Raw genomic sequence first — 12,661 nt, forward strand, 5'->3', positions numbered from 1 at the left:
AATCACCGGATTTTTTTATAAAATTTTTTTGCTATGTCTGTCTTAATTTCTCCTTCGCAAATCATCTTCATCCTCAGAAATCCAGTCCCATCGCAAAGTACCATTGTGGTTTACCCTGGAAGAATCCTCCCATCGGCCATCCTGTATCCAGCCTTAAGAAATAACCCAGCAATGTGCTTCTGATACCAAAGCCATATCCACCAACAAATGGACCTATTCCTCCGGTCTTGACTTTCACTTCTACTGGCGGCGTGCCGTAAACGATATTCGGTCTTTCAACTTCACTGATGGGTCCGGCCCAGGCAGTACCCAGGTCAATAAATTGTACTACCTGGAAATTTCTGATGAATGCATTATTGATAGGCCGGTTGAAGAAGGTGGTAAAAATGGGTAACCTGAATTCACTGTTTAACACAATCGCATTGTTACCATTGGCGACGTTTTGCTTATGTCCGCGCAGGTTTAGCGCCAGTGACTGGAAAGCATAAGTTTCGGCTGAGCTTGGCCGTATGTTATGATTGAATTTAGGCGCGATCCATCCATCAACACCACCGAGGTAATAAATCATCTTTTGATCTCCCCAGGAGAAATCTGCCGCACCGCGGGCTGCCCAAACAAAATTGCGATATATCGGGTAATAGTATCTGATATCCGTACCAAAGTTGAAGGTGAGTCTGCCAGACTGTTCTTTCTGTGCAAGTCTTGAATTCACGTCCACGTAAAACTTATACCTCAGGCCATGCCATATATTCAAAGCAGGGTTAATGGTGTTGTCATATACGTACTCAATTCTCGCCAGAGCATTGTTAAGTACTGTATCAGGATATGTTAGTGCTGGCGGGAAGTTGGCATCGGTTTTCAGCACCACTTTATCATATCGGTAACCAAGCATCATTCTGACACTCCGAATCACATCAAATGGGAATGTGAAATTGACCTGGAATAAGTTCGAATAAAGCTTATTGGAAAGCTGACCCTTGATATCATTGATATCGTAGATCGGGAAATTTTCCTGTGTTGAACGATAGTATGTAAGACCCCAGTCGATTTTTTTACGCAGGTTCTGGTATGACGCGAGATAATCATTGTCTCGCAGGTTGGTTGAAATACGCACACCTCCAATGAATTTAACATCCTCAAATAAATCTGAAATACCCATCCTGATGATACCATTCAAAAGATCAGTATTTGAAAGATAGATTGGCCCTGCACCGCCACCATAGGGCTGGAACCTGTTAACCAGAACTGAGTTATTGAAGCCTGCGACAACGTAGTCAGAAGAGAACCTGAGTCGGTAATCATACAGTCTCGCACTACCAAGCACTGATTCTTTTGGCGACTCTGATATCGCTTCCACAGGTGCAGCTCTTACGCCAGAGTCTTTTTGTGCTTCAAATTCTGTCTGGAACAAATCAGATTTCGTTGAAGTATCAACAGCCGGTAATTGTTGGTTTTGAGGATAAAAAGTCGCAGCATTTTTCTGTTTTCTTTCTTCCTCCATCACCTTCTTCATATAATCAGTCGGTCTCGCATTCACATTTCTGCGCTTTAATGCATCTTCATTAATGCGCAGTTTGTACAGGAATTTCAGATCGCCCTCACGCCTTGTTTCACTTACCTGGTTATTATCACCGGCCCCACGTGATTCGAGTAAACTACTCTGGTAATTGGTTATAGGGAACACGTAAGAACTATCGTTCGTAATCGATAAAAATCCAATAGAGTCAGGTTCTGTTTTACTCCATGCTTTTAATGTTGAATCAAGATCGGCAGGTTCAGGATTGCGGAGGTATTCTTCACCAACTTTCACAATCGTATCAAGTCCTGCACGCTTGGTTGTAAAAAATCCTGCATACCGGTTGTTGATACCGTTTTCATCACTCACAAAGGTGAAGTGATTCACATTATACTGGAGAGGAAATCTTGCCTGTCCATATTTTAGTTTTGATAGCTGGGAAATCTGGCTGAATTCAGGGTTCGCCCAGTTATTCACCATGAAAATATTATAAGGATACCGGGAAGGCAGAACCGTATCTCCTTTCGGAGCGTTTGCCGCAGGTCTGTTAGAAGAAAATATGATACCTGTTTTACTAGGGAAGGCTACAAATGATGCATCGAGATCATCATAAGGATCATTCGTAATCTGGGTGACTTCCTGCTCATTTATTTTGTACATGAAGATATCAGACTGCCCGTTTTTGACTGCACTCAGGATAAGTGTATTATCATTCAGCATGAACTTGGCATCCTGGATAATCTGGAAACCATCAATCCCTTGTTTGTTTCTTTTGATTTTTGCAACAACATCGTAAACAAACATTCTGATCTTTCCTTTATCGGTATAGATCACCAATAGTCTTGACCCTTTTGAATCCCATGCCATCAATGGATAGTTGGGATTCATCTCGTTTACATTGCTTCTGACACCTGCCTTCAATAACACCTTTCTTTTTTCAGAAAAATCTTCCAGGATTACTTTGTACAATCCCTTGTCAAATTTTACATAGGCATAAGTGTTATTTCTCTGGATAGGATTTGCCTGGAACCTGTAATAATCCTGGTCGCGTTTGAGTTCTTCAACAGCAACCACATTTCCGCGTGGTTGGTTACGACGTCCTCTCAGATCGTTGAGATACCTTTCACTTTCCTTTTCCATGAATTCACGTAACAAATCTTTGAATTTCATTTTTGTTACGCGCTGACTTGCCTGGTTTGTGCTTTTGTAGATACGTGAGAGATATAGGAAATAAGTGACGTTATCCTTGCGGTAATTGTTTGCTATAAAGTTCCAGAAAGCATGACCTGCGAGTTCCTGATTTTTAAATGCAAACTGGTAGAAGTTTTTATAATCACCGGAAAGTAGTTTTGATTTTAATTGATCATCCAGTGCCGGGCTCCAGTTTTCCGCAGCATAAGCAACATAACCATCGGTCAACCACTTCGGAAGATCGAGCAAGGCCTGGTTGCCTGCAAACTCGCCGAGATCATCACCAAATAAAAGATTGTCAACAAGAACTTTTGCTATACCCTGTCTTACCTGTCTGCGCAAGTCATTTAAACTCCCATTATTGTAAACAAGGATCTTATTGTTGACCAGCTTTGTTACACCACCGGTATTCTGCCAGTCAATTCCAATGCCGATATTGGATTGCTGCATGTCACTGAAATTGTTGTAGATAATTATATTGGCGCGACGCTGCATTCCGTATTCTACAAACTCTTCAAGTTGGGGAAGTTCATCTTCGGCAAGCTGTGCTACATATTTTCCAAGGGCAAGACCACCCTGGTTGAAATAAGAATTGAAATTTCTGGTCTGATAATATCTCCAGGTGAATTTTTTATGCTGAACCCTGTTCTTGCCATACTCTACTGAACTGACCTGGGCATCGGCGGCAGTAACAAAAACAAAAAGAGAAAAAAAGAATAACAGGACACTGAATAGTTTTTGCATAGACCTATGTTCAAAAATGTTCGTAAGCTTGCCGGATTAGTGCACGAAAAGGATATTCCGAACCAATAAAATTAATGATTTTAAGGTATAAATTAGCCTCTATGCTCCACGTTAAAGTTTTCCTATTTAATCCCCTGCAAGAGAATACCTACCTGCTTTATAATGAAAAAAAGGAATGTATAATAGTAGACCCCGGATGTTATTACGATGAGGAAAAAGAAGCAGTTGCCACATTCATAAACGAAGAACAGTTAAAACCGGTTTTGCTCATCAATACGCATTGTCACCTGGATCATATTTTTGGTAACAAATTCATAGCGGAAACTTATCACCTGGAGCTTTATATGCATCCTTTGGAGAAGAAGATGTTTGACCTGGCTCCTTCCAGCGGGTTAATGTGGAACATCCCCTTCGACAACTACGCTGGCAAGATCAACTTCATTGACCTTCAACAACCTGTAAGGCTGGGCGAAGATGAGCTGACGGTACTTTTTGTTCCGGGACATTCACCAGGAAGCGTTGCTTTCTATTCTGAGAGTCAAAAATTTATAATTTCCGGAGATACACTTTTTCAGGGAAGTATAGGCCGATCCGACCTGCCTGGTGGGGACGCCAGGCAGCTGGAAGCCAGTATCCGGAATGTATTGTATACTTTACCGGATGAGGTTGCGGTGCTACCTGGTCATGGACCGGCTACTACGATCGGGAAGGAGAAGAAGAGCAATATGTTTGTCAGACAGTAAACAGGAAACGGTAGACAATACAAGGAAGGCAGGAGTGAGCAGGAGATTTAGCGTGGAGAAATCAGTACCAGGTTTCAAGATTGCTGTGAGCCTGTCACGAGGATATTTAATTTCAGATTATAATAAGCTTAGAATTAGTTATGCTGACTGCGGCCGTTCTGACAACGGACAGCTGACAACCGGCAACTCCGACGCTCAACAGGCTGCCGGATAAAAATTAACGCTGCCCAAGGGCAAAAAACCTTCCGATATACGGCAGTTTCTGGAATTCCTTTTTCTCAATCCTGGAGACAAAAAGAAAGAAAGCGAGGATCTCCAATGCGGCAAAACCGTGCGTCCACCAGATACCCGGGGAGAGTCTTTTGAAACCCTGGTGAACGAAAAACAGAATTAAGCAAATCACTACATAGGACAGCAATTTCCTCCATGGATAATTTACCGGGTAATATTTCTGACCGAGTCGATAGCTGGTGAACATCATAAATCCATAACAGACAAGCGTAGCAATAGCACAAGCCGTATATCCCCAGTAGGGAATCATGAAATAATTGATGACGAGGGTGAGTAATGCTCCCCCGATGGTAATATATGCGCCAATAAGATTATTGTTGGTGATCTTGTACCAGATGGAAAGGTTGTAATATACACCCAGGAATATTTTCGCAAGCATTAAGATGGGTACCACTTTTAAACCTTCGAGATATTCCGGATGATTCCTGATCCCCATAAAATGTTTCCAGATATCGAGATACAAAACAACGCCAAGAAAACAAAAACAACAGGCCAGTACAAAAAACTTCATCACACGCGCATAGGTCTTCTGAGCATTTTCAGCAGCAGCCTGTTTAAAGAAAAAAGGCTCTGCTCCCATTCGAAAAGCCTGGATAAACAACACAATCAACAATGCCAGTTTATAGTTTGCGCTGTAGATACCATTGGCAGATTTGGCCTCAGCAATCGATCCTGGAAATCGCTGGATGATCATGAACCTGTCAATCGTTTCATTGATCATACCACCAAATCCAACGATGATGAGCGGTGCCGTATAGATCAGCATTTCTCTCAGCAATTTTGTATTCATTGCCGGCTTAAATGCAAGCAACTCTTTGCCAAGTAAAATAATGGTGATTCCGCTGGCGATCAGGTTAGCCAGGAATACATAACCGATATTGATTTTGGGATTATAAATGATCGCCCATGCCGTATCTGCATTTCGTTCGTAATCGCCTTTGCATAGTACGAGGAAGAACAAAACCATCCCAACATTCACCAGGATATTGGTAATCTTGATCGCCGCAAATTTTCGTGGTCGGTTTTCAAATCTCAATTTAGAAAAGGGAAGTACGGCCAGTGTATCGAGCGCAACAATCCACAAGACCCATTTTACAAATTCAGGATGATCTCCCAGTTTCATGAATGAAGCAACCGCTGGTACAGGTACCATAAGGGCAGCGGTGAAAATGATGGTTGTAAGAATTAAGGTAAAGAGACCGGTATTGTAAACCTCTTTCTCTGGAAAATTATTATTGAACCTGAAATAAGCAGTTTCCATCCCATAGGTGAAAACAATATTTAAAAAAGAAGCATAGGCAAATAGAATGGAGATATCACCGTACTGTTCAGACGAATAAATTCCTGTCAGCAGCGGTGTAAGCAAATAATTGATAAACCGGCCGAAAATATTGCTAAAGCCATACCAGAACGTCTGACCTGCCAGTTTTTTTATACTGCTCAAACCTGAAAAAAGTTAAGGGACAAAAGTAATATGCAATCCGCATAATTCACAGCTGCTTCAAGAGCAGAAGTTGATTATTTAACGGATTCCGTGTTTTTACGTGTAAAAAGAAATAATATTCGTTGCTACTGATGGTTTAATTCAAAATTTCATTACCAGTTCCGGGTAGTCTATTCTGATGGTTGAGAAAACCTAGTGTCTTTTATAAATGTCGAATCTGTTAGCGTTCTGAGGAATTGTTGCAATTCATATTTCTCAAGGTCGGAAATGGGTATTTTGTTCCTGACAAGCGGATCTGTACCTGGTGCATCTATTACGCCGGAACGATAATGATCAATTACACCGCTCAATGCATAAAATCTTCCATCATGACCGTAAGGATAAGTGATGAAAACATTTCGAAGACTTGGTACTAAGAATTTCAGTGAATCTTCTGCATTGTGAGTGATGCGCATTCTTCCGAAATCGTTAAGAAATGGGTTGACAGATAATCCTGTATTTCGGTAAGAAAAATCAGTAAAGAATGGTTCTTTATGACAGGTAGCACATTTATTCTGAAAAATTTCGTATCCCTTTTGTTCTGCTTCGGTGAACGTAACTTTCCCGGCTTTCATTTTGTCGTAACGCGAATCTGCAGATACCATCATCAGCATAAACTGGGCAAGCGCTTTCAGCATTTTCTGCGAATTGATTTCTTCAGTTCCAAAAGCTTTGGAAAACATCTGGCGATAATGTTCGTCCTGGTTGAGTTTATTGATGACACTATTTACGGTTTCGCCCATTTCATTTGGTGCAGTTATCGGTGCCAGCGGCTGTACTTCAATATGATTTATCCCACCATCCCAGTGCAATTCTTTTCTCCAGGCGAGATTAAAAAGGCCAGGCGCATTGCGTGTGGTAAACTGATTATCGATGCCATGACTCAATGGATGATCGAAAGTGGCAAATGCAGCAAATTGCTGGTGACAGGATGCACATGGAAAATTGCCATCGCGGGATAATCTGCCATCATAAAATAATTTCCGGCCCAGTTCAAAACCTTCTTTTGTTATCGGATTACCACTGAAATAGTCATTTGGCGGTGGAAATCCATCGGGAGTTTTAAATACTATTGATGTTGTTCCTGAAGAATCTGCGTGATCATTTTTATTGCAGCTTCCGATGACTGAAAAAACAGCCACGAATATCAGCATACAGCAAAAAGTCAGGCCTCTCTTCATTAATAACGATTGATTGAAACAGTGTTGAAAAGAGACGCATAGTTATCTGCATACTGCATGGAAACAGCCCCTGGCGTCATGATCGCCGGGGTAGCGGCAATATATAATTGATGTACAGATGAAAACCATTTATCTATATCGATCTTTATCTCAATTTCAGTTTCAGTATTTGTATCCAGTGCCCAACTTTGCTGACCAGGCAATGGAAGTACTACTTGCCTGATGGATTGTTCACTGGACTTAAATCCTCCGATATGATAAACGATATTATTATTCACTTCATTGGAATAGGAAGAATTTCCTTCCAGTTTTGCCATGATATATCCGGTGCTCCAGGTCCAGAACATACCATTCGCAGGATCCAGCACACCAGCTTGCGCTCCGCTTACATTATAAATGCTGTCGATGCCAATCTGAAATCCGATATGAGTAAATTTTCTTCCATTCAGACCTGTTTCTACTATGAATGAAGCAGGCTCAGCGGCATTCAATAAATAATAAGCTTCACGATTCTCAGCTACTTTAATGGTTCCATCTTCAACCAGTGAAATATGGCCGATATACATTTTGAATGCAGAAATGCTGAAATCTTCGCCAAGCGGGTTCAGGTATTGTTTGCCAAATTCCAGTGGCTCCCCGTTAGCTGTGGGTGTGAATTTTAACCTGATCATGTACTGATTTCCTTCGTTGCTCACTTCCTTCTTACAGGAAATGAACACCAGCACGAGTGCTATTACTGTTCCGGCTACACGAAGAATTTTCATTCGCACCAGGGTTTAAATTTCATGCAGGTTAAACTTTCTGCGACCTGATTTTGTTTCTGCTTTTAATTTCTTTTCCTTGATACGGTTTTCCTTGGATTTTCTGGATGGTGCTGTAGCAATTCTGATTTTCTTTTTCGCCAGTGTCTGCATTATCAGTGCATTCATTTTATGTACAACATCCTCTTTATTACTCAGCTGTGATCTCGTTTTCTGTGACCGTATACTGATGTTCCCCGTTGCATTCAGTCTGTTCTGCAATTTCTCAAGGATCGTCTTTTTTTGATGCTCATCCAACACGGAAGATTGCACGGGATTGAATAATCCTTCGACCATTGTTTCTACTTTGTTGACATTCTGGCCCCCCTTTCCGCCACTCCTTGCTGTCCGAAAAACAATTTCCCCCGATATATCTATCTTCATCGACTAAAAGTACAAATTCCTTTCTGTTCTCTATATGCGGGCACTTATACAACGTGTTAAATCTGCTTCGGTAAAAGTGGATGGAAATATTACGGGTAAGATAACTACGGGGTTGCTGGTGCTGCTGGGGATCGAAGATGCTGATATGCAGGAAGATATTGAATGGCTTAGTGCAAAAATCGTCAACCTGCGCATTTTCGGAGATGCCGGAGGGGTGATGAACCTCAGCGTACGGGATGTCGATGGAGGGATCTTGCTTGTCAGCCAGTTCACTCTTCATGCGGCAGTCAAAAAGGGTAACAGACCTTCCTATATCAGGGCATCAAAACCTGATTTTGCCATCCCTATGTATGAGAAAATGATCACTCGGTTGGAAAGGGACCTGGGTAAAAAAGTAGAAACCGGTGTCTTCGGTGGGGATATGCAGGTAGAGCTGATTAATGATGGACCTGTTACTATTTGGATAGATACTAAAGACAGGCAATAGGCAATAGTAAGAAGGCAATAGGAAACAGCCGACCCCTGTATGTGCAAGCCTGTTTTCTGTATTCAGCGTGCTTGCCGGCAGGCAGGTATTCTGTTTCTGATTAAGGCAAAATGCAAAATAATTTCTGGCAGTTGAAGTAGTGGAATAATTATCATGCACCTCTAAGCTATAAACCGGTTGTTCGACGGAAACGAACAACGAAAAACGAACAACGCAAACATGACAATTTCTGAAGCGCAACAACAGGTCGATGCCTGGATAAAAACAGTAGGTGTTCGATATTTCAGCGAACTAACCAATATGGCTATCCTCACCGAAGAAGTAGGAGAGCTCGCACGGATAATGGCCCGCACCTATGGCGATCAGTCATTTAAAAAGTCAGACCTCAAAAAAAATCTGCCGGATGAAATGGCTGATGTATTATGGGTATTGATTTGCCTGGCAAACCAGACGGGTGTTGATCTTACTAAAGCTTTGACGAAGAATTTCGAAAAGAAAAATATCCGCGACGCAAATCGTCATCTGGATAACGATAAATTAAAATGATTCTCCAACAATCGTTTGCAAAACTTCAATCTCATCACCGACCCGGATTATTCCCTCTCCTGAATGAATCAGGTTCTGACCGAAATAAACATTATTATTTCTGGCCCGGTATTTTGCAAGTGTTCTTGTAGGCTCTTTGGCCATTTGTCCGGTGTCCTGGTTGATTGTTGGGATAGCACATCTTGCACAGAGTTTTACTCCTTCGAAAAGTATTGCACCGATCCTGAACTTCCTCATGGTATCCTCTTCAAACGGCGATCCGCCGGTGAAAACGATATTCGGCCTGAATCGATTCATCGGAATGGGAATTTCCATCCGACCGTTTAAATCATCCAGAGATGCCTGCCCGATAATTAAAGACGGATATCCATCCGAGAAAGAAGTGATCTCGCCATGAGAAGTATAATTTGTATCCACTGGCCGGATGGAATCATCGGCCATGAACACCAGTCTGCATTTTAAACCCAGTACATCAGAGAACCATTGGTCAGCTTCACTGCTGACATTACTTCCGACACAAAGATCACCCCAAACTTCATGTTCTGTTTTTTCTTCTCCGTATTGATCCAATGGGATACTGATTTTTTTATCACGATTCAATTTATGATAAACCATAAGATAGCCCCCGGATATCCCGCATTGCAGTAAAGACATTTCCCGCGTGGTTCGTTGCGTCATGAAAATTCCATTCTCGTCGACCAGCATCCAGCGGCGATCATATTCAAGTCCGCGGCTGGTCATTTTAGCTTCCTGTACTGCAATTCCTCCCAGGGATTTGACCGGATAAATATATAATTCGGAAACACGTAACATACCTTAAGATTATTTCAAATATATATTGAATTTTGCCACAGTTCTGGGTTCAACGTTTAACGTTCAACGTAGAACGTTTAACTTTGCGCGCTATGATGATCACAGACCAACAGAAATTCCAGGCGATTATTTCGCATGCCAAAGAATACGGATTTGTTTTTCAGTCCAGTGAAATATACGACGGGCTCAGTGCCGTATATGATTATGGTCCGTGGGGTAGCGAATTGAAAAGAAATATCCGTGATCAATGGTGGAATGAAATGACTCGTATGCATGATAATATTGTGGGCATCGATGCCGCCATTTTCATGCACCCTACTACCTGGAAAGCTTCCGGTCACGTCGACAATTTCAGCGATCCGATGATCGACAACAAAGACAGTAAAAAACGTTATCGCGTGGATCACCTGATCGAAGGCTTTGCAGAAAAACTGGTGGCCGATGGGAAAAATGATGAAGCTGATATCCTGATTGCGGATATGGATCGCTTTCTTGCAGCCAATGATTTCAGTGGATTGAAAGGATTGATCGAAAGAAATAAAATTGTCTGTTCTGTTAGCGGAACTGGAAACTGGACGGATGTACGCCAGTTCAACCTTATGTTCTCCACACAGCTGGGTTCAGTTTCAGATGAAGCCAATGAGATCTATCTCCGTCCTGAAACTGCTCAGGGTATATTCGTGAACTTTCTAAACGTGCAGAAAACTGCGCGCATGAAAATTCCATTCGGTATTGCGCAGGTTGGTAAAGCATTTAGAAACGAAATAGTCGCGCGCCAGTTCATTTTCCGCATGCGGGAATTTGAACAGATGGAAATGCAGTTCTTCATCCGCCCTGGCACACAGAAGGAATGGTACGCATACTGGAAAGAAGAAAGAATGAAATGGCATACAGGTCTTGGTTTACCGGCTGAAAATTATCGCTTTCACGACCACGTTAAACTGGCGCACTATGCCGATGCGGCTGTCGATATCGAATATGCATTTCCGATAGGTTGGAAAGAAGTGGAAGGTATACACTCCAGAACTGATTTTGACCTCTCAAGTCATCAGCAATACAGCGGAAAAAAGCTTCAATACTTCGATAACGAGATCAACCAGAACTATGTTCCATATGTAATTGAAACTTCGATTGGTCTCGACCGTATGTTCCTGCTTTCTCTTTCTTATGCATATACTGAAGAGAAGTGGACAAAAGATGATGGTAAGGAAGATAGTCGTGTTGTACTAAAACTTCCGGCCAAAATTGCACCCATTAAACTCGCTATACTTCCGCTGGTTAAAAAAGATGGTCTTCCTGAGATAGCGCGTGATATCATGCACGAATGCCGCAGCGACTTCTACTGTTTTTATGAAGAGAAAGATACGATTGGTAAACGTTATCGTCGCATGGATGCATTGGGAACTCCTTTTTGTATCACTATCGATCATCAGACAAAGGAAGATCAGACAGTCACCATCCGTTATCGGGATACCATGATGCAGGAACGAATTGCTTTGGCAAAAGTGAGAGAACTCGTGAAAGAGAAAATCAAGTAGGTCTGCTGATGAAGTAAGCGCCTGTTTAGTTTAAAGTGGAAGGTGTAAAGTTTAAAGTAAAACAGCCCTGCGCGGAATTGTTGAGCAGAAGACAAAGTCTGTTGTCGCCGGGAACATCTTCTGCCGGGCCAGTGCAAGGGCGGCGTGCATGAAGAAGCGATAAAGAGACATTTCAGGATTTAAGTTTACCAACAAGTTCACGTAGTATAAGTTGCCAACGTTCCAATGCATCAAATGATGGTAGCAGGCTGGCTGGGGTGAATTTTGTCTGGACTTTTTTAACCATGAATGCACAGGGATATGGTTTTACTTTCAACCCTGCTTTTTCAAAAATCTTTGTTGCCCTTGGCATATGAAATGCTGAAGTGATCAGCAATGCGGTGTCGTGGTAATTGATGCTGTCTGTCAGTCGTTTTACAAAGCGACCGTTTTCAATCGTGTTTTTTGACTCTGATTCAATTAAGATATCACGATCAGGAACCCCTGCATCCAACAGGTTTTTTCGGATGAAATCGGCTTCCCTGAAATCATTGTTATTCAGCGAACCATTACCACCGCTGACAATGATTTTCTGAATTCTTTTCAACTGGAAAAGTCGAACAGTCTGAATAAAACGATCTGAAGCTTCGTTGAAATAGGCTTCTCTGGTTTCCTCATCATAACTCATAAAACCCCCAAGTACTATTCCCGATTGGTATTGACGATCGGCAGGAAGTGATGCAGGTTTTGACTGGTAGCGATAGAAGATATTATCAATAATCCATGGATTGGAAAAAAAGAGTGCAACTATTAAAGTAATACCAACGATTCTTTTTCTTCTGAATTTGTTTTTTGTAAACCACGCAAGCAATAATAGTATCAGTATCCAAACGAATGGATGGAGCAGGTAACCAACAAGCTTTGCAATGAAAAACAATCTAAGGATTTTATATGATGATTCAGAT

Annotated in this window: 11 protein-coding genes; 4 read left to right on the plus strand and 7 right to left on the minus strand. The window is 41.8% G+C overall.

Going from position 1 to position 12,661, the window contains the following annotated elements:
* Nucleotides 1-73: 73 nt before the first annotated feature.
* Nucleotides 74-3,451: a hypothetical protein gene (locus P2W82_RS07600; RefSeq protein WP_336515259.1), complete on the minus strand. Its 3,378-nt coding sequence runs from the start codon at nucleotides 3,449-3,451 to the stop codon at nucleotides 74-76.
* Between the two features lie 101 nt (nucleotides 3,452-3,552).
* Here P2W82_RS07600 and P2W82_RS07605 point away from each other — a divergent pair, with 101 nt between their 5' ends.
* Nucleotides 3,553-4,194, plus strand: coding sequence for an MBL fold metallo-hydrolase (locus P2W82_RS07605; protein ID WP_336515260.1), 642 nt, complete (start codon nucleotides 3,553-3,555; stop codon nucleotides 4,192-4,194).
* A 217-nt stretch (nucleotides 4,195-4,411) separates the two neighbouring features.
* Here P2W82_RS07605 and P2W82_RS07610 read toward each other — a convergent pair whose 3' ends face one another.
* The 4 genes from P2W82_RS07610 to arfB all read right to left on the minus strand — a co-directional run bounded on the left by P2W82_RS07610 (nucleotide 4,412) and on the right by arfB (nucleotide 8,333).
* Nucleotides 4,412-5,929 (minus strand): lipopolysaccharide biosynthesis protein, encoded by a 1,518-nt coding sequence (locus tag P2W82_RS07610; RefSeq protein ID WP_336515261.1) that lies wholly within the window; start codon nucleotides 5,927-5,929, stop codon nucleotides 4,412-4,414.
* Nucleotides 5,930-6,099: 170 nt separating this feature from the next.
* Entirely contained in the window at nucleotides 6,100-7,149 is a 1,050-nt protein-coding gene (locus P2W82_RS07615) for a cytochrome-c peroxidase (protein WP_336515262.1), read from the minus strand.
* Nucleotides 7,149-7,913 carry an MbnP family protein gene (locus P2W82_RS07620; RefSeq protein WP_336515263.1) on the minus strand — a complete coding sequence of 255 codons (765 nt, stop codon included), beginning with the start codon at nucleotides 7,911-7,913 and terminating at the stop codon, nucleotides 7,149-7,151. Before P2W82_RS07620 ends, P2W82_RS07615 begins: the two co-directional genes overlap by 1 nt.
* A 12-nt stretch (nucleotides 7,914-7,925) precedes the next feature.
* Nucleotides 7,926-8,333 carry an alternative ribosome rescue aminoacyl-tRNA hydrolase ArfB gene (arfB, locus tag P2W82_RS07625; RefSeq protein WP_419555708.1) on the minus strand — a complete coding sequence of 136 codons (408 nt, stop codon included), beginning with the start codon at nucleotides 8,331-8,333 and terminating at the stop codon, nucleotides 7,926-7,928.
* Between the two features lie 34 nt (nucleotides 8,334-8,367).
* On the opposite strand from arfB, the gene dtd reads away from it, so the two are divergent.
* Both dtd and P2W82_RS07635 read left to right on the plus strand, forming a co-directional pair.
* Nucleotides 8,368-8,820, plus strand: a complete 453-nt coding sequence (gene dtd, locus P2W82_RS07630; protein WP_336515264.1) for a D-aminoacyl-tRNA deacylase — start codon at nucleotides 8,368-8,370, stop codon at nucleotides 8,818-8,820.
* A gap of 219 nt (nucleotides 8,821-9,039) precedes the next feature.
* Nucleotides 9,040-9,366, plus strand: coding sequence for a nucleotide pyrophosphohydrolase (locus P2W82_RS07635; RefSeq protein ID WP_336515265.1), 327 nt, complete (start codon nucleotides 9,040-9,042; stop codon nucleotides 9,364-9,366).
* On the opposite strand, the gene P2W82_RS07640 is transcribed toward P2W82_RS07635, so the two are convergent.
* Nucleotides 9,358-10,179: an MOSC domain-containing protein gene (locus P2W82_RS07640; protein ID WP_336515266.1), complete on the minus strand. Its 822-nt coding sequence runs from the start codon at nucleotides 10,177-10,179 to the stop codon at nucleotides 9,358-9,360. The genes P2W82_RS07635 and P2W82_RS07640 overlap by 9 nt on opposite strands.
* A gap of 92 nt (nucleotides 10,180-10,271) precedes the next feature.
* Between P2W82_RS07640 and P2W82_RS07645 the strand changes: the two genes are divergently transcribed.
* Nucleotides 10,272-11,717, plus strand: coding sequence for a glycine--tRNA ligase (locus P2W82_RS07645; RefSeq protein WP_336515267.1), 1,446 nt, complete (start codon nucleotides 10,272-10,274; stop codon nucleotides 11,715-11,717).
* Between the two features lie 172 nt (nucleotides 11,718-11,889).
* Here P2W82_RS07645 and P2W82_RS07650 read toward each other — a convergent pair whose 3' ends face one another.
* A complete protein-coding gene (locus tag P2W82_RS07650) occupies nucleotides 11,890-12,633 on the minus strand; it encodes a YdcF family protein (RefSeq protein ID WP_336515268.1) in 744 nt (247 codons plus the stop codon).
* Nucleotides 12,634-12,661 lie beyond the last annotated feature (28 nt).

This window comes from Pollutibacter soli, assembly GCA_029269725.1.
Lineage (GTDB): Bacteria > Bacteroidota > Bacteroidia > Chitinophagales > Chitinophagaceae > Pollutibacter > Pollutibacter soli.

What these genes read in the sequence shown, in the direction of transcription:
- P2W82_RS07640 (WP_336515266.1), bottom strand. Translation starts at nt 10,179, where the DNA reads ATGTTACGTGTTTCCGAATTATATATTTATCCGGTCAAATCCCTGGGA.
- P2W82_RS07645 (WP_336515267.1), top strand. Translation starts at nt 10,272, where the DNA reads ATGATGATCACAGACCAACAGAAATTCCAGGCGATTATTTCGCATGCC.
- P2W82_RS07635 (WP_336515265.1), top strand. Translation starts at nt 9,040, where the DNA reads ATGACAATTTCTGAAGCGCAACAACAGGTCGATGCCTGGATAAAAACA.
- arfB (WP_419555708.1), bottom strand. Translation starts at nt 8,333, where the DNA reads ATGAAGATAGATATATCGGGGGAAATTGTTTTTCGGACAGCAAGGAGT.
- P2W82_RS07615 (WP_336515262.1), bottom strand. Translation starts at nt 7,149, where the DNA reads ATGAAGAGAGGCCTGACTTTTTGCTGTATGCTGATATTCGTGGCTGTT.
- P2W82_RS07620 (WP_336515263.1), bottom strand. Translation starts at nt 7,913, where the DNA reads ATGAAAATTCTTCGTGTAGCCGGAACAGTAATAGCACTCGTGCTGGTG.
- dtd (WP_336515264.1), top strand. Translation starts at nt 8,368, where the DNA reads ATGCGGGCACTTATACAACGTGTTAAATCTGCTTCGGTAAAAGTGGAT.
- P2W82_RS07600 (WP_336515259.1), bottom strand. Translation starts at nt 3,451, where the DNA reads ATGCAAAAACTATTCAGTGTCCTGTTATTCTTTTTTTCTCTTTTTGTT.
- P2W82_RS07605 (WP_336515260.1), top strand. Translation starts at nt 3,553, where the DNA reads ATGCTCCACGTTAAAGTTTTCCTATTTAATCCCCTGCAAGAGAATACC.